The organism is Curtobacterium sp. ME-Dv--P-122a, from assembly GCF_030209645.1.
Lineage (GTDB): Bacteria > Actinomycetota > Actinomycetes > Actinomycetales > Microbacteriaceae > Curtobacterium > Curtobacterium flaccumfaciens.
The window spans coordinates 171,779-191,230 of the sequence record NZ_JARVRO010000002.1 but is presented as its reverse complement, the minus strand read 5'-3'; the positions used below and the strand labels follow the sequence as shown (position 1 = coordinate 191,230).

The window sequence follows — 19,452 nt, the reverse complement described above, 5'->3', positions numbered from 1 at the left end:
GGCACCGGGTGTTCGATCGGTCCATGAGCACCGAGCCGGCCGCACAGCCCGAAGCCGCACCACACCCAGCCGCACCGCACCCAGCCGCACCGCACCCAGCTGCACCGACCGCACCGCCGAACCGCATCGAGGACCACGCCCTGATCGGCGACACCGGCACCGCTGCCCTGGTCGGCCGCGACGGGACCATCGACTGGGCGTGCCTGCCACGCTTCGACAGCTCGTCCACCTTCGCCTCACTGCTCGGCACGGAGGACCACGGCCACTGGACCCTGCGACCCGTCGACGACGACGCCACCGCCGAGTGGCGGTACCACGGCGACACCCTGGTGCTCTCGACCGTGTGGACCACCCGTGACGGCGTGGTCGAGGTCACCGAGTTCATGCCCGTCGGCGCGCACCGCCCCTCGATCGTCCGCCGGGTGCGCGGGCTCCGCGGCACCGTCGAGCTCCGGCAGACGCTCCGGATCCGGTTCGACTACGCACGGGCCCTGCCGTGGATCCGGCAGATCGGGGACGACGACGAACCGGCGCTGCTCGCGACGGCCGGTCCGGGCTCGGTGATCGTGCGGGGACCGCAGTTCCGCGCCGACGACCACCGGCACACCGCCGTCACGACGATCCACGACGGCGACGTGCTCGACACCGTGCTCACCTGGTACCCGTCGCACCGCGAGCCGCCGGAGCCACTCGACGTCGACGCGGCCCTCGCCCACACGGTGCAGTGGTGGACGGCGTGGACCGCCCCGGCGCAGACCACCGGCCGGTACGCCGACGCCGCACGACGGTCGCTGGTGTTCCTCCGCGCGATGACCCACGGCGAGACCGGTGGCGTCGTCGCCGCCGCGACCACGGGCCTGCCGGAGGACCCCGGTGGCGAACGCAACTGGGACTACCGCTACGTGTGGCTCCGCGACGCCTCCCTCGGGCTCGCGTCGCTCATCGCGCACGGCTACCGCGACGAGGCCACGCACTGGCGCGGCTGGCTGCTGCGCGCGATCGCCGGTGACCCCGCCGACGTGCAGATCATGTACGGCATCGCCGGCGAACGCGAGCTGCCCGAACGGGAGCTGCCCGAGCTGCCCGGGTACCTCGGGTCGACACCCGTGCGCGTCGGCAACGGCGCCTCGACGCAGTACCAGGGCGACGTCTTCGGCGAGGTGCTCGCGGCACTGCACGACGCCCGCGAACTCGGGGTCGAGGAGAACGCCGACTCCTGGGCGCTGCAGCGGGCACTGCTCGGCTACGTCGAGGAGCACTGGCAGGAGCCGGACAACGGCATCTGGGAGATGCGGGGGCCGCGGCGGAGCTTCACGCACTCGCGGGTGATGATCTGGGCCGCGTTCGACCGCGGGGTCGCCGCGGTCGAGGAGTTCGGCCTCGAGGGCCCCGTCGACCGCTGGCGCACCCTGCGCGACACCGTCCGCGCCGAGATCGAGGAGCACGGCTGGAACGCCGCGCGCGGTTCGTTCCGCCAGCACTACGACACCGACGAGGTCGACGCGAGCCTGCTCGTCCTGCCGCAGGTCGGGTTCTGCCGCGCCGACGACCCCCGGATGACGGGCACCGTCCGCGCGATCGAGGAGGACCTGCGGGTCGGCGACGACGGCCTCGTGCTCCGCTACCGCACCACGGCCGGCTTCGACGGGCTGTCCGGCGCCGAGCACCCGTTCCTGGCGTGCTCGTTCTGGCTGGTCGAGCAGTACGCCGCCTCGGGTCGGGTCGAGGACGCCGAGCGCCTGATGGACGTGCTCGTCGGGTACACGAACGACGTCGGCATGCTCTCCGAGGAGATCGACGTCGCCACCGGACACCACATCGGCAACACCCCGCAGGTGCTGTCACACCTGACGCTCGTGTCGGCAGCGGACGCCATCGAGCGCGCCCGTGGCGCGACCGTCGGGCACCGCACGCGGTTGCCCGTCCACGACGGCGGCACCCGGTCGTGGACCGGCGAGGGTGAGCGCGCCGGCTCCCCCGCTTGATGCGTCTCGCCGTGCTCTGATGGCGACTCCACGACGGACGGGAGGCCCGGTGCCAGCTGGCACCGGGCCTCCCGTCCGTCAGGGCGTCCGTTCAGGACGTCGGCAGCGCGTCCGTCAGGACGACGACTCCCAGTCCGCCGGGCCGCGCGAACCGGCGCGGTACTCCTCGAGCGGGACCTCGTCGGCCTTCCAGGCGGCGACGACCGGCTCCACGATCTCCCAGCAGCGCTCGGCCACGTCACCGCGGATGGAGAGCAGCGGGTCGTCGTGGAAGATGCCGTTCAGGACCTCGCCGTACGGGGTCAGCTCGCCGTCGCTGAAGGACGACGACAGGGTGACCTGGCCCATCTCGAACGGGTTGCCACCGCCGTTGGCCGACACGGTCAGCTCGATCTCGTCCGGGTTCAGGACGATGCGGAGCGTGTCCGCCTTCGGGCGACCGCTCAGACCGGAGGGCAGGCGGGTGACCGGCTTGAAGGTGATCAGCACCTCTTTCCGGCTGTTGCCGAGTGCCTTGCCGGACCGCAGCGTGAACGGAACGCCCTTCCAGCGGGCCGTGTCGACCTCGACCGAGATCTCGGCGAGCGTCTCGGTGCTCCGCGACTTGTCGACGCCGTCCTCGTCCTGGTACGACGGCAGCTCCTTGCCGTCGATCGTGCCGGCCGTGTAGACGGCGCGACGCGACGCGATCTTCGGGTCGCCGCCCTTGAGCTGGGTCGAACGGAGCACCCGGGCCAGGGACGAGCGGAACTCGACCGCGTCGATGTCCGCCGGGGCGTCCATCGTCACGATGCCGAGGATCTGCAGCAGGTGCGACTGGATCATGTCCACCATCGCGCCGGCCTCGTCGTAGTACTGAGCGCGGTTCTCGAGCCCGAGGGTCTCGTCGTAGAAGACGTCGACCTTCTCGATGTTGTCGGCGTTCCAGATCGGCTCGAACAGGCGGTTCGCGAAGCGCAGACCGATGATGTTCAGGACCGTGGTGCGGCCGAGGAAGTGGTCGGTGCGGTGCACGCGCTCTTCCGGGACCAGCTTCAGCACCGTCTCGTTGAGGGCCTGGGCGCTGGCGACGTCCGTGCCGAAGGGCTTCTCGAAGGCCAGGGTCGTGCCCTCGGGGAGCTCGACGCGCTCGAGCGCCTCACAGATGTCGGAGGCGATCTGCGGCGGGAGGGCGAAGTACAGGATCGGCTCGGAGTCGGCCGCGGCCAGGAGCGCCTCGAGGTGCTTCGGGTCGGTGGGGTCGCCCTGGATGAACTGCGTCGACTCGATGGTCGCGTCGACCTCCGGCCCCTTGACGTCCTGCGACGCGAAGGACTGCGTGACGATGTCCTTCCACTTCTCGGGACTGCGCTCGCTGCGGCCCGTGCCGATCAGCTGCACGGGGACGGCACGGCCGCTCTGCAGGAACGTGCCGAGGCCCGGCAGGAGCAGGCGGGAGGCGAGGTCGCCCGTCGCGCCGAAGATGATGAGGGTGCGCTTGTCGGTCACCTGAGGTGACTCCTTTCGCTGTGGTGGGAGGTCCGCTCCAGTCAAGTCGCGGGCGGGCCCGTTTGTTCCGGATCGGGACCGGAGATCGTCTCCTGGACGCACTTCGGGCGGCACCGTTCTGGTGCCGCCCGAAGTGTCAGGTGCGCTGCAGCGCCGGGTCAGTGCCCGAAGTTGCCGCGGTAGTACTCGTAGACCCAGCCGACCAGGGTGATCGCCACGAGGACGAGTCCGATCGGGACGATCCACAGGCCGGCGGCCACGCCGAGGAAGCACACGGCGACCGCGGCGGCCAGCAGGATCGGCCACCACGACCAGGGGCTGAAGTGCCCGAGCTCGGCGTCGCCGTCCTCGATGTTGGCGTCCGGGCGGTCCTCGGGCAGGACGCCGCCCTGGGACGCCATCACCTTGCCGAGGTAGAACGCGATGAACGCCGACATCAGGCCGGTCAGGCCGATCGCGACGGTGCCCACCCACTCGGGCTCGCCGTAGTAGATCAGCGCCCAGATCGTGTAGGCGGCGTCCGCCAGGATGAAGAACCCGAAGAGGATCCAGAACAGGTTGGTGTTCGCGCGCATGGCGTTACTTCACCTCGCCCTTCGCGGCGTCGTAGGTCGGGGCATCGGGGGCGTCCTTCGCGGGACCCACACCGATCGGCACACCGGCCTCGGGGTGGTTCAGGTCGAAGGCCGGGGACTCCGAACGGATGCGCGGGATCGACGTGAAGTTGTGGCGCGGCGGCGGGCAGGAGGTCGCCCACTCGAGCGAGCGGCCGTAGCCCCACGGGTCGTTCACGGCGACCTTCGGTGCGTTCCGGGCGGTCACGTAGACGTTGAAGATGAACGGCAGGAACGAGATCGCGAGGATCATCGAGCCGATCGTCGACAGCTGGTTCATCCAGGTGAAGCCGTCGTTCGGCAGGTAGGTCGCGTAGCGACGCGGCATGCCGATGACGCCCAGCCAGTGCTGGATGAGGAACGTGGTGTGGAACCCGATGAACAGGAGCCAGAAGTGGATCTTGCCGAGACGCTCGTTGAGCATCTTGCCGGTCCACTTCGGCCACCAGAAGTAGAAGCCGGAGAACATCGCGAAGACGACGGTTCCGAAGACCACGTAATGGAAGTGCGCGACGACGAAGTACGAGTCGGACACGTGGAAGTCGAGCGGCGGCGACGCCAGGATGACACCGGTCAGACCACCGAAGGTGAAGGTGATCAGGAAGCCGAGGGCCCAGAGCAGCGGCGTCTCGAACGTGACCGAACCGCGCCACATCGTGCCGACCCAGTTGAAGATCTTCACGCCGGTCGGGACCGCGATGAGCATCGTCATGAGCGAGAACCACGGGAGCAGGACGCCACCGGTGACGTACATGTGGTGCGCCCACACCGTGACCGAGAGGGCCGCGATGGAGATGGTCGCGTAGACCAGGGTCTTGTACCCGAAGATCGGCTTGCGGCTGAACACCGGGAAGACCTCGGAGACGATGCCGAAGAACGGCAGCGCGATGATGTAGACCTCGGGGTGCCCGAAGAACCAGAACAGGTGCTGCCAGAGCAGGGCCCCGCCGTTGGCCGGGTTGAAGATCTGCGCGTCGAACACGCGGTCCAGCCCGAGGCCGAAGAGCGCCGTCGCGAGGACCGGGAAGGCCATCAGGACGAGGAGCGCCGTCACGAGGGTGTTCCACGTGAAGATCGACATGCGGAACATGGTCAGACCCGGGGCGCGCATCGTGATGATGGTGGTGATGAAGTTCACCGCGCCGAGGATCGTCGAGAAGCCGGTCATGCCGAGCCCGAAGACCCAGAGTGTGCCGCCGAGCCCTGGTGTGAACGTCGTGTCACTCAGTGGCGCGTAGGCGAACCACCCGAACGAGGCAGCGCCCTGCGGGGTGAGGAAGCCGCCGACCGCGATGAGCGAGCCGAACAGGTAGAGCCAGAAGGCGAAGCCGTTGAGTCGCGGGAAGGCGACGTCGGGCGCACCGATCTGGAGCGGCATGATCGCGTTCGCGAAGCCCGAGAACAGCGGCGTCGCGAACATCAGCAGCATGATCGTGCCGTGCATCGTGAACAGCTGGTTGTACTGCTCCTTCGTCGCGACCACGTGCAGGCCGGGTTCGAAGAGCTGGGCACGGATCACGAGGGCCATCACACCTGCGAGCAGGAAGAAGATGAACGACGCGATCAGGTACATGTACCCGATGGTCTTGTGGTCGGTGGAGGTGATCCACCGGACGACGATGTTGCCCTTCCGACCCACCTTCGACGCCTGGAAGTCCGGCGACGAGGTCTGGGTCGGTTGGCCGACGAGTGACGTTGTCATCTGACGAGCCCCTACTTGTTCTCGCTGGACGCCTCGACCGGCGCCTTGTTGTTCGGTTCGTTGGTGTTGGTGTTGTACTCGTCACCGAGCAGACCGACCTTGCCCTGGTCCTTCAGGGTGTCGAGGTAGTCCTGGTACTGCGCCGGCGTGACGACCTTCACCTGGAAGAGCATCAGCGAGTGGTACTCACCGCAGAGCTCCGCGCACTTGCCCTGGTACGTGCCGAGCTTCTCCGGGATGAAGTACTCCCAGTTGGTCTTGCCCGGGAGCATGTCCTTCTTGTACAGGAAGTCGATCACCCAGAAGGAGTGGTCGACGTCGCGCGAGGAGAGCTCGATCGCGACCTTCTTGCCCTTCGGCAGGTAGAGGGTCGGCAGCTGCGACTCGTCGATCGCCCCGTTGGCGTTCTCTTCTTCCTGGGCCTGGATGCCCTGGTAGTAGACGCTCTCTTCGGGGTTGTCCTTGTTGATGTAGTTGAAGTCCCACGCCCAGCGCTTCCCGTACACGTGCACGGTGGCGTCCGGGTCGGCGAAGGGCTTCTCGATCGCGGCCTGGTCCTTCGCGGTGAAGGCGAAGAAGCCGAGCACGAGGATCAGCGGCACGATCGTGTAGAAGATCTCGAGCGGCATGTTGTACCGCATCTGCACGGGCAGGCCGGTCTGGCCCTTCCGGCGGCGGTAGACGATCGCGGCCCAGATGATCAGGCCCCACACGATGAGACCGACGGCGAGGAGAACGACCCAGCTGGTGGTCCACAGGCCGACGATGCGGCTCGTGTGGTTGGTGACGTTCTTCGTCTCCTCCGTGCCGGGGAGCCATCCGTTCATCTGCTGCTGCGTGCAGCCAGCCAGTGCGATGACCAGACCGACGGCCACCGGGACGGCCGCCCAACGTATACGGCGATTCGAACGCACTGTTACCTCTCGCAAAAGACGTGAGCTTCGGAGGTCAGCCCGTCGAGTCCGACGGCGTGCCGCACGAAGGCGGCGCATGGCTGGCTCCCAGCTTGATTGGAACACTCCTAGCTTACTCGCAGCTCGGTACCGCTCGCGCACACACGACACGGTTCTGGCCTCGATCCGCACGTCTGCGGGCACGATTTCGCCCGGTCACACCGCGCCCCGGCGGGCCACGTCCGGTCACACGAACGCGAGCGGGGAGCGACCCTTCCGGTCGCTCCCCGCTCGCGTGTCGGATCGCTGGCGATCAGTGGAAGCTGTCACCGCAGGCGCAGCTGCCCTGCGCGTTCGGGTTGTCGATCGTGAAGCCCTGCTTCTGGATCGTGTCCTCGAAGTCGATCGTCGCGCCGTCGAGGTACGGGACGCTCATCTTGTCGACGACGACCTCGACCCCGTCGAACTCGGCGGTGACGTCACCGTCGAGCAGGCGCTCGTCGAAGTAGAGCTGGTAGATCAGGCCGGAGCAGCCACCGGGCTGGACGGCGAGGCGCAGGCGCAGGTCGTCGCGGCCCTCCTGCTCGAGCAGGCTCGCCACCTTGCCGGCAGCGGCGTCGCTCAGGAGGACGCCGTGCGACTGCGTTTCGGTCGCCGGTGCTTCGGTGATGGTGTCGCTCATCGCGCGTCTCCCTCCGGGCGGTGTCGGTCACCGCGCCTGGCGTCGATTGTAAGCACCCTCAGCTGCGCGTCGCGAGCCTGGCGAGCAGGATCGTCTCCGACGCGATGGCACGGTGCAGGACGCCGAGGTGCTGCGACTCGTTCGGGCTGTGCGCGCGGGTGTCCGGGTCCTCGACGCCGGTGACCAGGATCTGCGCGTCCGGGAACTCCGCGGCGAGGTCGGAAACGAACGGGATCGACCCGCCGATGCCCTGCTCGACCGCCTCGGCGCCCCAGCCCTCCCGCATTGCCGTTCGGGCCTCCTGGACGGCCCAGCCGGCGGTGTCGACGAGGAACCCGTCGCCGCTGTCCGGCTCGGTGATCTCCATCCGTGCGCCGAACGGGACGTGCTCGCGCAGGTGCCGCTCGACGGCCGCGGACGCCTGCCGGGCGTCCTGGCCGGGGGCGACGCGGACCGAGACCCGTGCCGAGACCGTGGGCAGCAGGGTGTTCGAGGCGTTCGCGACGCTCGGCACGTCCATGCCGGTCACCGTGATCGACGGCTGGAACCACATGCGGGACAGCACGGCGCCGGTGCCGATCGGGCGGACACCGGGCACGAGAGCGGCGTCGACGGCGAGTTCGTCCTCGGTGCGCTCCGGCACGTCGGCCTCGTACGAGGACAGCCCCTCGACGGCGACCGAGCCGTCGGCGTCGTGCAGCGAGGCGAGCAGCCGCGCCATGGGGATCATCGCGTCCGGGGCCGCTCCCCCGAACATGCCACTGTGGCTGGCGTGCTCGAGCGTGGTCAGGGTGAGCTTGAAGGTGACGTTGCCGCGCAGCGAGACCGTGATCGACGGGACCTCGGTGGACCAGTTGTCGCTGTCCGCCACGACGATGACGTCGGCGGCGAGGTGCTCCTTCTGCTCGCGCAGGAACGTGCGGAACGAGCGGGAGCCGAACTCCTCCTCGCCCTCGACGAAGAGCACGATCCCGAGGTCGAGGTCGTCACCGAACTGGGCGTGCACCGCGCGGAGCGACGCGATGTGCGTCATCACACCGGCCTTGTCGTCCGAGGCGCCGCGGCCGTACAGGCGGTCGCCGCGCAGGGTCGGCTCGAACGGCGGCGTCTCCCACAGGGCCTCGTCGCCCTGCGGCTGCACGTCGTGGTGGGCGTAGAGCATCACCGTCGGCTTGCCGTTCCGCGCCGGGCGCACCGCGAGCACCGCGGGCTGGCCGAGCTCGGTCTCGGCGTCGGCCTCGGCGACGTCGGCCGTCGACCCGGACACCGCCGACCGCACGATCCGGACGTCGTCCGCGCCGAAGACCCCGGTCGACCGGGCGAGGTCCGCGACGGCCTCGGCACTCGCGCGCACGTTCGCCGGGTCGAAGGCCGACCAGGACACCGACGGCAGGCGCACCAGCGCGGACAGGTCGGCGATCGTCGTGGGCAGTGCACCCTGCACGTGTTCGCGCAGGGCGTCGAGGAGCGCGGGGTCGGTCGCGGGGGTGTGCTGTTCGCTGTCGGTCATGCCCGGTAATCTAGAGGAGATCCCGCACGCACACCGCCGTTAGGAACGCACCGTGGCGAAGGCAGCCCCCAAGACCAACACGACCGTCAACCCGACCGAGGCCGAGCTCCTCGAGCAGGGCAAGGGCCGCCCCACGCCGTCCCGCCGCGAGCGAGAGGCAGCGAACCGCCGTCCCCTCGTCGGCAACACGCCGGTCGACAAGAAGGCCGCCCGCGCCCGCCTCAACTCGGAGCGTGAGCGTGCCCGGGTCGGCATGGCCAACGGCGAGGAGCGCTACCTGCCGGCGAAGGACCGCGGTGAGCAGCGACGCTTCGTCCGCGACTGGATCGACGCCCGCTGGAACGTCGGCGAGGTCATGATGCCCGTGCTCGTGCTGTTCCTGATCGTCGGGTTCGCGGCCGCGCAGACGGTCATCGCGTCCTACTCGCTCCTGCTCGTGTGGGCGTTCGTGGCGCTGTTCATCATCGACTGCGTCGTGCTGTGGCTGTCGCTCCGCCGCAAGCTCACCGCCAAGTTCGGCGAGTTCCAGCGCGGCACGTTCCTCTACATCCTCACGCGGGCGTGGCAGCTGCGCTTCCTGCGGCTGCCGAAGCCCCAGGTCCGGCGCGGGCAGTACCCCACGCTCTAGCCACACGCACACGACGAAGCGCCGCCCGGCCTGCCGGGCGGCGCTTCGTCGTTCCCGCTCCCCCACTCCCCCGTTCGTGCTTCGTGAGCAGGAATGGTCGGGTGGGCGCGGCGCACCCGACCATTGCTGCTCACGAAGCGGCCGTGGGCGCACCCACACGACGGACTGGAGGCCCGTGGCGGTGTCGCCACGGGCCTCCAGTCCGTCAGGTGGTCGCGTCTACCGCGCGGCGCGACGCAGCCGCCGACGGCGCAGCCGGTTGATGCGCGCGGCCCAGGTCGGTCCCTCGTAGAGGAACGCCGTGTAGCCCTGCACGAGCGTTGCCCCGGCGTCGATGCGGTCCTGCACGTCCTGCTCGGTGGTCACACCACCGACGGCGATGACGCAGAAGTCGGCGGGCACCGCGGCGCGGACGCGACGCAGCACCTCGAGCGAGCGAGCGGCAACCGGCGCACCGGAGAGGCCCCCGGCACCCATCGCCTCGACGTCGGACGGATCGGCGGTCAGCCCGTCGCGGGAGATCGTCGTGTTGTTCGCGATCACCCCGGACAGCCCGAGCTCGACCGCGAGGCCCGCGATCGCGTCGATCTGCTCGTCGGTCAGGTCCGGCGCGATCTTGACGAGCACCGGCGTCCGGCCGGCGGCGTCACGCACCGCGGACAGCAGCGGTCGGAGCTGGTCGAGTTCCTGCAGCCCGCGCAGGCCGGGCGTGTTCGGCGAGCTGACGTTGACCGCCAGGTAGTCCGCGAACGTCGCGAGCCGACGGGTGGACTCGAGGTAGTCGTCGATGGCGTCCTCGACGGAGACCACCCGGCTCTTGCCGATGTTCACGCCGATGACGGGGCGACCGGGGTTGCGGCGGGCGCGCTCGAGGCGCCGGGCGGCCGCTGCGGCGCCGTGGTTGTTGAAGCCCATGCGGTTGATCAGGGCACGGTCGCCGATCAGCCGGAACAGGCGCGGGCGCTCGTTGCCGGGCTGCGGCTTGGCGGTGATGGTGCCGACCTCGACGTGGCCGAAGCCGAGCAGGCCGAGCCCGGCGATGCCGCGGGCGTCCTTGTCGAACCCGGCCGCCAGACCGAAGCGCGACGGGAAGTGGATGCCCATCGTGGTGATGCCGTCGGCCGCCGCGGGACGGCAGTACCGCTCGACGACGCCGCTCAGGAACGGCACGCGGGGCAGCCCGGCGATGACGGCGAAGGCCAGGTGGTGGGCACGTTCCGGGTCCATGTTCGCGAACACGGAGCGGAACACGACGCGGTAGCCGCCGCGCACGATGCGTTCGGCGATGCCGCTCACGCGCGCGTGCCGGACGGTGTGGACGACCCGGCGGCCGTGTCGGATGCCGCGTGGTGGTCGCGGCGGAGCTGGCCGATGGCGTCCTCGAAGTCCTCGAGCGAGTCGAACGCCTGGTAGACGCTCGCGAACCGCAGGTATGCGACCTCGTCGAGCTCCCGCAGGGGCGCGAGGATCGCGAGGCCGATGTCGTTCGCATCGATCTGGCTGGATCCGGAGGACCGGACCGTCTCCTCGACGCGCTGCGCGAGCACGGCCAGGTCGCCGTCGGTGACCGGGCGCCCCTGGCACGCCTTGCGGACGCCGGAGACGATCTTGTCGCGGCTGAACGGCTCGGTGACACCGTTGCGCTTCACGACGTTGAGCGATGCGGTCTCGGTGGTCGAGAACCGTCGACCGCAGTTGGGGCACTGTCGACGGCGGCGGATGGAGGTTCCGTCGTCGCTCGTCCGTGAGTCGACGACGCGGGAGTCCGGGTGGCGGCAGAAGGGGCAGAACATGTCGTTCCCCAGGCTATCGGTTCGTGCGCTCCGTCACGGCGGCCCCGTGCGCGGGGAGCTGCTCCTCGGTGGACAGGGCGACGATGTGCGGCGCGACCTCGGCCAGGGCCTCGGGCGTGTACCGGACGATCTGCTGGGGTCGCAGGAACGTCGACGCGGACAGCCCGGACCCGAAGCGGGCCTGGCCACCGGTCGGCAGCACGTGGTTCGACCCGGCCAGGTAGTCCCCCAGGCTCACCGGCGTGCTCGGCCCGACGAACACCGCACCGGCGGCGTCGATGTCGGCCAGCACGGCGTCGTCGTCGACCGTCTGGATCTCGAGGTGCTCCGGCCCGTAGGCGTTGCTCACGGTCGCGGCGTCGGTCAGCGAGTCCACCAGGACGATCGCGGACTGCGGTCCGTCCAGGGCGGTCTGGAGGCGCGCAGCCGTCCCGAGCACCGCCGTGCGTTCCGGGATGGCGGCTTCCACCGCGTCGGCGAACGCCGCGGACGTCGTCACCAGCACACTGCCGGCCTGCTCGTCGTGCTCGGCCTGGCTGATGAGGTCGGCGGCCACGAACCCGGCGTCCGCGGTCTCGTCCGCGATCACGAGGATCTCGGTCGCCCCGGCCTCGGAGTCGATGCCCACCACACCGCGCACCAGGCGCTTGGCGGCGGCGACGTAGTTGTTCCCAGGCCCCGTGACCAGGTCGACCGGCTCGAGGTCGATCTCGGCGACGCCGTACGCCAGCGCGCCGACGGCTCCGGCGCCGCCCATGGCGTAGACCTCGTCGATGCCGAGCAGCCCCGCCGCGGCGAGGATCGTCGGGTGCACCGCGCCGCCGTGGTCGCGCTGCGGCGGCGACACGAGGGCGATCGAGGGCACGCCCGCGACCTGGGCCGCGACGACGTTCATCACGACGCTGGACGGGTAGACCGCCTTGCCTCCGGGCACGTAGAGCCCCACGCGGCGCATCGGCTGCCAGCGCTGGTGGACCTCGGCGCCGTCGGCCAGGGTGGTCACGGACGGGGCGGGGATCTGCGCGGCACTCGCGGCCCGGACGCGGCGGATGGCCTCGTCGAGGGCTGCCCGGACCTCGGGCGTGAGCCCGGCCACGGCGGCGGCGATCTCGGCAGCGGGCACCCGGACGTGCGCGGGAGCCCCGCCGTCGAAGCGCTCGGCCTGGTCGTGCAGGGCCGCGGCCCCGCGGTGTCGGACGTCCTCGATCAACTCGCGCGCGGCGTCGACCGCGTGGGTCACGTCACCGGCGGCGCGGGGCATGAGTCGGAGGAGTTCGGCACGGGCGGGGAGGCCGCCGCGGAGGTCGATTCGCTGCATCATGAGGGGTCCGATCCTACCGAGCCGAACGCCGACGCCCAGTAACGTGAGGGCTGATGAACTTCGAGAAGGCACGGCGCCTCGTGAGCGACCTCGTCCGGGTGAACGAGCGGTACGCACGCGACGGCCACTACCGCAACGACGTCCGTGAGCGACTCGGCCGGACGGTGTCCCGGGTCGACGTCGGTGTGGCTCGGCGGGAACGCGATCGCGCGCCGCTGGCCGCGCGCCCGTTCGACGGCCTGGTGGAGACGAGCCTGTCGCTCGCCGGCATCCGCACCGTGGACCGCGATCCCGAGGTGGTGCTCGTGGTCGACGAACTCCGCGAAGGTGCCGCCTTCGCCGGGGTGCAGACCGCCCTGGCCGTCGCCCTGGCGCTCGGCGACCGCCTCGGCCGACGGGTCCGGGTCGTCATGGTCCGGTGGACGACACCCGGCAACAGTGCCGCCGCAGCCGAGGCGCTCGTCGCCGACCGGTTCCCGGAGTCGCGCGTCGACGGACGTCCCGGGGTCCGCGTGGTCCGGCGCGAGGACATCTTGGACACCGAGTTCGGCCGCGACGACGTCTGGGTCGCCACGCACTGGAAGACCGCGCACCCGATCGACGTCGCCGTCACCGCCGGGGTGGTCCCCCGACACCGCGTCGTGTACCTGGTGCAGGACTACGAACCCGGCTTCAGCCCGTGGTCGACCGAGTACGCGGTCGCCGCCTCGACCTACCGCGCCGGCTTCCGGATGCTCGTGAACTCCGAGCCGCTGCGCCGGTACCTGGCCGACGTCGAGGGCCTCGACGTCCCCTCCGAGCACACCTTCACACCGCACCTCGACCTCGAGCTGCTCGAACGCGTGGCCGCTGCCCGGGGGCACGAGGACGTTGTCCGGGTCCTCTTCTACGGCCGTCCGAGCAAGCACCGGAACCTGTTCCGCCTCGGCGTCGCCGCGCTGCGGGTCGCGGTGCAGGAGCTGGCCGCCGACGGCATCCGGGTCGAGTTCCACTCGGCCGGTGAACAGCACGGCGACGTCGAGCTCGACGGGGGCCGAGGCGACGTGAAGCTCGTCTCGCACGGCACCATGCCCTGGGACGACTACTTCCGGTTCATCGCATCGACGAACGTGGTGCTGTCGCTCCAGCACAGCCCGCACCCGAGCCACCCACCGTTCGACGGCGCGGTGTCCGGCGCACGTGTCGTGACGAACGAGTTCCGCGGCACCCGCGGGCACCTGCACCCGAACCTCGAGGCGGTCCCCGCCGATGCCCGTTCCCTCGGCCTGGCCGTCGCCGACGCCGTCCGGCAGGCAGCTGCGGACGGCCCGACCGGGCACGTGCCGCTGGCCGCGGGGGTGCTCGGTGGCCCGCTGGAGACCGCCGTGGACGCCCTCGCACGGGCACTCGAAGCAGAGGAGTCCGACCGATGACCCGCTCCACCCTCGTCGTCGTGCCCGTGTACGGCGACCTCGACTCCCTGCTGCGGTGCGTCGACGGGCTCCTCGAGCACCTCGACACCGAACGGCACCGCGCGCTGTTCGTCAACGACTGCGGGCCCGAGGCGGACACCATCGAGCGGGCGCTGCTCGACCGGATCGGCGACCGCCCCGGGTTCCGGTACGAGCGGAACGACCACAACCTCGGGTTCGTCGGCACGTGCAACCGAGCCGTGGACGAACTCGACCGCGGCGCCGACGACGCGGGCACCGAGGCCGTCCTGCTCCTCAACAGCGACGCCGTGCCGACGGCGGGGTTCCTCGACGCGATGCTCGCGGTCCTCGACGAGGACCGCACCGGTGTCGTGACCGCGCGCAGTGACAACGCGACGATCGCGAGCATCCCCTACCGCCTGACCAACCGGGGAGCCGCCCGCACCGAGGACCGCACGCGACGGGTCTGGGGCCAGCTCGCACCACTCCTCCCGGTGTCCCAGGTCCTGCCCGTCGCGATGGGCTTCTGCTTCCTCACCCGCCGGGAGCTGATCGCCGAGCACGGTCTGTTCGACGAGGCCTTCGCGCCCGGATACGGCGAGGAGAACGACTACTGCCTCCGGATCGCCGCCCACGGCTGGCTCGCCAAGATCGCCAACCGCGCGCTGGTCCTGCACGCCGGCGGCAAGAGCTTCTCCGGCAACCGCAGCGCCCTGCGCGCCGCGCACCAGCGCGTGCTCGAGGCTCGCTACCCGTTCCTGCCGGACGCAGTGGCCGCGTACCAGCGGCACGGCATGACGGCGACCGAGCGGTTCGCCGACGTCCTCGTCCCCTCGGGGCAGCGCCCGCGGCTCGCCGTGGACCTGCGGCACGTCGAGGACGCCGACACGCTCGTCCGCCAGGTCGACGCGGCCTTCGGGGACGGCTTCGACCTGGAGGCCCGGCTCCCCGCCGGTACGTCGGCACCGGCCGCGTGGACCGTCACCACCGGAGACCCCAGCCCGGACGACCTCGTCACGGTCGCCGTGCTCGTGGACCCGGCGCCCGCGGACGTCGTCGCGGCCAACCGGCGGGCGCTCCACCTGGTGGTCGTGCGGGCCGCGCAGAACGCGGTGCCGTGGTCGTCGCGAGCGCACCGGACGGGCGCCGACGCCCTCGCGGCCGTCGTGGACCACTTCGCCGTGGTCGTCGCACCGGGCGCGGTCACCGACGCCCGTGCACGCATCGAGGATGCGCTGACGGCCCCGCTCGCGGGCACGGCCGACGCGCTCGAACGTCGGTGGGCGGCGCTGCTCCCCCTCGACCTCACGGCCGCCGACGTCGCCGCGGCCAGCGCAGCGGACGAGGTCGTGCGCCTGCGCCGGGAGCTCACCGACCTGCGCGCGAGCAGGTCCTTCCGCACCGGCCAGGCGATCGCGAAGGTCGCCGCACGACTGCCGGGGCGCCGCTGATGGCCGAGGCGAAGGGCATCGGCCGCGTCGCACGGCGCCTCGCCCGACCCTTCCGGGGCCCGGACCGACCACTGACCGTGACCGACCGGCTCGACCGCTGGGCCCGGCGGATCGCCGAGTTCGAGGTACTGGACCGCGCGTACTTCGAGGCACAGACCGGACGGACGTTCGACACCGACGCCGACGCCGTCGCGTTCTACGTGCACAACGACGGGCAGCGTGGGCTCTCGCTGCACCCGCTCATCGAGCACGAGTGGATGCGCGAGCACCAGCCCGTCCCCGCGATGTCCTGGTACGACGCCCTGCACCAGGAGGGCCCCGAGCTCTTCCAGACCGGGCCGCTCTTCGACGCAGGCGTGTACGCCGCCTCGGTGCCGGGAGCCGACCGCCCGGCGACCACGCTCGATGCGCTCCGGCACTTCCTGCGGAACGCGACCGACGCGACCACGCTCCCCGTGCCTCCAGGCCGCCGTGGCGACGCTCCCACCTGGGGCGCCGCACGCGACGCAGCCGTCGCCGATGCGCGCGCCTTCGCCGGTGCGCAGCACCGCACCCGGCGACGCTACCGGTCCACGTGGGACGGGCCCGAGGTCGCCGAGGCCCTCGGCCGGTACCCGCGCGGTGTCGCGCGGCGCGACGCGGAGCAACCGCTCGTGTCGATCGTGATGCCGGTGTACCGGCGCGCCGACGTGGTCGGTGCGGCGATCGCTTCGGTGCGAGCGCAGCAGCACACGAACTGGGAACTCGTCGTGGTCGACGACGGGTCCGGCGACCACACCGTCGACGTCGTGCGCCGGCTCGCTGCCGAAGACGGGCGCATCCGGCTCCTCGAGCGGGAGAACGGCGGTGCCGGCGCCGCCCGGAACACCGGACTCGCGGCCGTGCGTGGCGACTTCGTCGCGTTCCTCGACGCCGACAACACCTGGCGTCCCGAACACCTGACCGCAGCCCTCGCGGCACTGCTCGAGACCGACGGGCCCGCCGTGCACACGGGGCTGCGGATGGTCGGCGCGAACAACGCGGACGACCGGACCGCGCCCGTCGAGACGTACCGCGGCGAGGACGGCACGCTCGACGACCTGCTCGCCGGCAACTTCATCGACCTCAACGCGCTCGTGGTCCGCCGTGACGTCGCCGCAGGGGTCGGCCCGTTCGACGAGACGCTCCGACGCTGGATCGACTGGGAGTGGCTGCTCCGCATCGGGCAGCGGTTCGGGGTGCCTGCGTACGTGCCCGTCATCGGCGTCGACTACGACAACGTGCGGGACCAGCGACGGGTCTCCTCCGCCCAGCCTGCGTCGTGGCAGGAGGTCGCGCTCGCCCGGCACCGCATCGACTGGGAGGCCCTGGCCGCCGCCGCACCATCGCGCGACGGCGGGCTCGTCTCGGTCGTCATGCCGGTGTACCGCGACTGGACCATGACCCGGCGCGCCGTCGACGCCGTGCTCGGTGCGGCGGACCACGACGGCGACCGCGTCGAGGTCGTCCTGGTCGACAACGGCTCTCAGCGATCGGTCTCCGCGATCCTCGGCGCCTGGTTCCGTGACGAACCCCGGGTGGTCCTGCAGCGCGAGGACCGGAACCGGAACTTCGCCCTGGGCAGCGACCTCGGACTCGCCCGGTCCTCGGGCGGCACCGTCGTCATGCTCAACAACGACACCGAGGTCACCACCGGCTGGCTGCGGCCGCTCGTCGGCGCGCTGGACGACCCGTCGGTCCTCGGCGCGCAGCCCCTGCTCGTGTACCCGGACGGCGTCGTGCAGGCCGCCGGCACGGTCTTCGGCGGGGACAAGGTGCTCCCCTGGCACTTCCTCGGCGACCACCCGCGACACGACGCCGACCGCGTGTTCGGGTCGGGCTCCGCCGGCGCAGTGCGGTTCTCGGCGATCACCGCAGCCGCCGCGGCGTTCCGTGCCGCCGACCTGATCCGCTGGCACGGGTTCGACCCCGTGTACGCCAACGGGCTGGAGGACGTGGACCTGTGTCTCCGCGCGCTGTCGACGTCACCGGCGGGCTCCGCCTTCGTCGTCGTCCCGTCGTCGGTCGTCGTCCACCACGAGAGCCGCACGCCGGGCCGGGACGACGCCCGCGTCGACAACCGCCGCGTCTTCGACGAGCGGTGGCGCGGGCGGTACCCCGACGCCGACGCCGACGACCGGTACGACGCAGCCGGACTGCGCTACCTCGGAGTGGCCCCCGGGCTCCCCAAGGGCCACGGCGTGATGGTGCGGTCCTCGCGACCGGTCATCGTCCGGGAGGAGGGGGCTGCAGGCTTCCGTGTCGCCGTCAAGCACGACGGCACGCGCGTCGCGGACGTGTCCGCACTGGCCGCCGCACTCGAGGCCGCGGGACACGTGGTGCAGGTCGACATGCCGACGTCCTGGTACCGGGGATCCAGCGGGTTGGACGAGGTGACCGTGCTGGTCGTGGGGACACCGTCTTCGGGGCCGGGTGGTTCGTCGTTCGTGCCGCAGCCGGGGGCGCGGAACGTCGTGTGGCTGACTGAGGGGCAGTCGGTCGCGGACGGGGACTTCGCCGTCGTGGTCGGGGCTGCGGCGGAGGCGGGGCAGGTCGTCCGGTCGCTGTGAGCCGAGGCTTCGTCGCGTACCAGGCGGACTCTCTGGCGTCGTTCATCCGGTTCCGAGGCGATCGCACCCCGTTGTTCACCTTCAGCGCGCAGCATGAACGCATGTCGCTGATCTCAGACGTCGTGCGGTCGACCTTCACGACCAAGTGCTCGGTGTGCGGTGCGGTCATCCGGAAACGCGATGCGCTCGACCACGAGGGACTGGCGTTCTGCTCGGTCCTGCACGAGGCCGAGTACATCGTCGCCACGCTCGACTGACACCACCCCGCCTCCGGTCGAGTCCCCGTAGGATCGGTCAGTGCCCGATCACCTCCTCGCGGTGTTCCCTGCCTACCGCGACAACCCGTTCCTGAACCTCATGCTGCTGGCCCCACGGGCACGCGGCTGGAACGTCCTCGAGAGCCTGCGTCTGGAGCAGCTCGAGCAGCACCTCGGTCGCCTCGGTACCGGTGACGTCTTCCACATGCACTGGACATCCCCGATCGTGCAACGAAACGACGACGACCTCGAAGACGCCCAGGCTCGTCTCGATCGTTTCCGCACCGCCGTCGACGCGGCGCGCGCACGCGGAGCTCGGCTCGTCTGGACGATCCACAACGTCCTCCCCCACGATGCGCGGCACCTCGAGCTCGAACTCGAACTGAACCGCTACCTGGCCGACGCCGCAGACGTCGTCCACGTGATGAACAGGGACACACCCACGGCCGTGTCCTCGTACTACGAGCTCGACCCGGCAAAGGTCGTGCACCTCCCGCACCCGAGCTACCAGGGCGTGTACCCGGACTCGGTGTCGCGCGAGGAAGCGCGTGCGTCGCTCGGACTCACGGACCGCGACCACGCCGTCCTCGCCTTCGGCCAGATGCGCCCGTACAAGGGCATCGACGTCCTGGTCGAAGCCGTCCGTGCGCTCGCCCCCGCTGAGCGTCCGGTTCTGCTCCTCGCCGGCAGGACCTCCGACGAGGACCGCGCCGTCATCGATTCGCTGCTCGGCGACGACGTCCGTGCTGTGCGCGAGCACGACCACGTCGAGGACGTGGACGTGCAGCGGTGGTTTCGGGCGGCCGACCTCGCGGTGTTCCCCTACCGCCGCGTCCTCAACTCCGGCGCACTGCACCTCGCCGCGTCGTTCGAGGTGCCGGCCGTGCTACCGGACGAGCCGTACCTGCGTGCGGAGTTCGGGGGCGAGGAATGGGTCCGGTGGTTCGATCCGTCGGACGCGGCATCGTCGGTCACTCCGGGATCGTCTCTCGCCTCGCTGTTGATGGGTCCGGCGGCGGCGGTGGGAGCGGACGTGTTCAGCCGACGGCTCGCGCCGTTCAGGCGGTCGCGGGCGTACGCGGAGCTGCTGGAGCGGGTCCGGGGCTGAGCGTCGGGCGGGGGGCATGC

General features: G+C 70.9%; 16 protein-coding genes. 7 read left to right on the top strand and 9 right to left on the bottom strand.

What is annotated here, in order from left to right; all coding sequences use genetic code 11:
• Nucleotides 1–23: 23 nt before the first annotated feature.
• Entirely contained in the window at nt 24–1,985 is a 1,962-nt protein-coding gene (locus QRN49_RS01970; RefSeq protein ID WP_284753748.1) for a glycoside hydrolase family 15 protein, read from the top strand.
• A gap of 114 nt (nt 1,986–2,099) precedes the next feature.
• Here the strand turns inward: QRN49_RS01970 and QRN49_RS01965 are convergent, their stop codons facing one another.
• The 6 genes from QRN49_RS01965 to QRN49_RS01940 all read right to left on the bottom strand — a co-directional run bounded on the left by QRN49_RS01965 (nt 2,100) and on the right by QRN49_RS01940 (nt 8,874).
• Nucleotides 2,100–3,473, bottom strand: a complete 1,374-nt coding sequence (locus tag QRN49_RS01965) for a glucose-6-phosphate dehydrogenase (RefSeq protein ID WP_284753746.1) — start codon at nt 3,471–3,473, stop codon at nt 2,100–2,102.
• 158 nt (nt 3,474–3,631) lie between these two features.
• A complete protein-coding gene (locus QRN49_RS01960) occupies nt 3,632–4,048 on the bottom strand; it encodes a cytochrome c oxidase subunit 4 (RefSeq protein ID WP_111030352.1) in 417 nt (138 codons plus the stop codon).
• Nucleotides 4,049–4,052: 4 nt separating this feature from the next.
• A complete protein-coding gene (ctaD, locus tag QRN49_RS01955) occupies nt 4,053–5,789 on the bottom strand; it encodes an aa3-type cytochrome oxidase subunit I (RefSeq protein ID WP_027465266.1) in 1,737 nt (578 codons plus the stop codon).
• An 11-nt stretch (nt 5,790–5,800) separates the two neighbouring features.
• Nucleotides 5,801–6,703 carry an aa3-type cytochrome oxidase subunit II gene (ctaC, locus tag QRN49_RS01950; protein WP_027465265.1) on the bottom strand — a complete coding sequence of 301 codons (903 nt, stop codon included), beginning with the start codon at nt 6,701–6,703 and terminating at the stop codon, nt 5,801–5,803.
• A 292-nt stretch (nt 6,704–6,995) separates the two neighbouring features.
• Nucleotides 6,996–7,364 (bottom strand): HesB/IscA family protein, encoded by a 369-nt coding sequence (locus QRN49_RS01945; RefSeq protein WP_035808216.1) that lies wholly within the window; start codon nt 7,362–7,364, stop codon nt 6,996–6,998.
• 58 nt (nt 7,365–7,422) lie between these two features.
• A complete protein-coding gene (locus QRN49_RS01940; RefSeq protein WP_284753743.1) occupies nt 7,423–8,874 on the bottom strand; it encodes a dipeptidase in 1,452 nt (483 codons plus the stop codon).
• A 52-nt stretch (nt 8,875–8,926) separates the two neighbouring features.
• Between QRN49_RS01940 and QRN49_RS01935 the strand changes: the two genes are divergently transcribed.
• Nucleotides 8,927–9,502 carry a DUF3043 domain-containing protein gene (locus QRN49_RS01935; protein WP_111091092.1) on the top strand — a complete coding sequence of 192 codons (576 nt, stop codon included), beginning with the start codon at nt 8,927–8,929 and terminating at the stop codon, nt 9,500–9,502.
• A gap of 219 nt (nt 9,503–9,721) precedes the next feature.
• Here QRN49_RS01935 and QRN49_RS01930 read toward each other — a convergent pair whose 3' ends face one another.
• Genes QRN49_RS01930 through hisD form a run of 3 tightly spaced genes read right to left on the bottom strand, consistent with a single transcriptional unit; the run spans nt 9,722 to nt 12,616 of the window.
• Complete coding sequence (locus tag QRN49_RS01930) at nt 9,722–10,798, bottom strand: quinone-dependent dihydroorotate dehydrogenase (RefSeq protein ID WP_084741082.1); 1,077 nt, start codon at nt 10,796–10,798, stop codon at nt 9,722–9,724.
• Complete coding sequence (gene nrdR / locus QRN49_RS01925) at nt 10,795–11,295, bottom strand: transcriptional regulator NrdR (protein WP_111023127.1); 501 nt, start codon at nt 11,293–11,295, stop codon at nt 10,795–10,797. The genes QRN49_RS01930 and nrdR overlap by 4 nt, the downstream gene beginning before the upstream one ends.
• A gap of 13 nt (nt 11,296–11,308) precedes the next feature.
• A complete protein-coding gene (gene hisD / locus QRN49_RS01920) occupies nt 11,309–12,616 on the bottom strand; it encodes a histidinol dehydrogenase (protein WP_284753738.1) in 1,308 nt (435 codons plus the stop codon).
• A gap of 53 nt (nt 12,617–12,669) precedes the next feature.
• Between hisD and QRN49_RS01915 the strand changes: the two genes are divergently transcribed.
• From QRN49_RS01915 to QRN49_RS01895, 5 genes are all read left to right on the top strand, one after another.
• Complete coding sequence (locus tag QRN49_RS01915; protein ID WP_284753736.1) at nt 12,670–14,028, top strand: rhamnosyltransferase WsaF family glycosyltransferase; 1,359 nt, start codon at nt 12,670–12,672, stop codon at nt 14,026–14,028.
• The gene (locus QRN49_RS01910; RefSeq protein ID WP_284753734.1) at nt 14,025–15,479 is read left to right on the top strand and encodes a glycosyltransferase family 2 protein; all 1,455 of its coding nucleotides are present in this window, start codon (nt 14,025–14,027) and stop codon (nt 15,477–15,479) included. The genes QRN49_RS01915 and QRN49_RS01910 overlap by 4 nt, the downstream gene beginning before the upstream one ends.
• On the top strand, nt 15,479–18,067 hold the full coding sequence (locus QRN49_RS01905; RefSeq protein WP_284753732.1) for a glycosyltransferase: 2,589 nt from the start codon (nt 15,479–15,481) through the stop codon (nt 18,065–18,067). The genes QRN49_RS01910 and QRN49_RS01905 overlap by 1 nt, the downstream gene beginning before the upstream one ends.
• A 101-nt stretch (nt 18,068–18,168) precedes the next feature.
• Nucleotides 18,169–18,324: a hypothetical protein gene (locus tag QRN49_RS01900; protein ID WP_181436829.1), complete on the top strand. Its 156-nt coding sequence runs from the start codon at nt 18,169–18,171 to the stop codon at nt 18,322–18,324.
• Between the two features lie 40 nt (nt 18,325–18,364).
• Complete coding sequence (locus QRN49_RS01895; RefSeq protein WP_284753728.1) at nt 18,365–19,432, top strand: glycosyltransferase; 1,068 nt, start codon at nt 18,365–18,367, stop codon at nt 19,430–19,432.
• Nucleotides 19,433–19,452 lie beyond the last annotated feature (20 nt).

Coding starts and splice junctions, on each gene's coding strand:
- QRN49_RS01970 (WP_284753748.1), top strand. CDS start 24: ATGAGCACCGAGCCGGCCGCACAGCCCGAAGCCGCACCACACCCAGCC.
- QRN49_RS01960 (WP_111030352.1), bottom strand. CDS start 4,048: ATGCGCGCGAACACCAACCTGTTCTGGATCCTCTTCGGGTTCTTCATC.
- ctaD (WP_027465266.1), bottom strand. CDS start 5,789: ATGACAACGTCACTCGTCGGCCAACCGACCCAGACCTCGTCGCCGGAC.
- QRN49_RS01945 (WP_035808216.1), bottom strand. CDS start 7,364: ATGAGCGACACCATCACCGAAGCACCGGCGACCGAAACGCAGTCGCAC.
- QRN49_RS01940 (WP_284753743.1), bottom strand. CDS start 8,874: ATGACCGACAGCGAACAGCACACCCCCGCGACCGACCCCGCGCTCCTC.
- nrdR (WP_111023127.1), bottom strand. CDS start 11,295: ATGTTCTGCCCCTTCTGCCGCCACCCGGACTCCCGCGTCGTCGACTCA.
- hisD (WP_284753738.1), bottom strand. CDS start 12,616: ATGATGCAGCGAATCGACCTCCGCGGCGGCCTCCCCGCCCGTGCCGAA.
- QRN49_RS01915 (WP_284753736.1), top strand. CDS start 12,670: ATGAACTTCGAGAAGGCACGGCGCCTCGTGAGCGACCTCGTCCGGGTG.
- QRN49_RS01910 (WP_284753734.1), top strand. CDS start 14,025: ATGACCCGCTCCACCCTCGTCGTCGTGCCCGTGTACGGCGACCTCGAC.
- QRN49_RS01905 (WP_284753732.1), top strand. CDS start 15,479: ATGGCCGAGGCGAAGGGCATCGGCCGCGTCGCACGGCGCCTCGCCCGA.
- QRN49_RS01900 (WP_181436829.1), top strand. CDS start 18,169: ATGTCGCTGATCTCAGACGTCGTGCGGTCGACCTTCACGACCAAGTGC.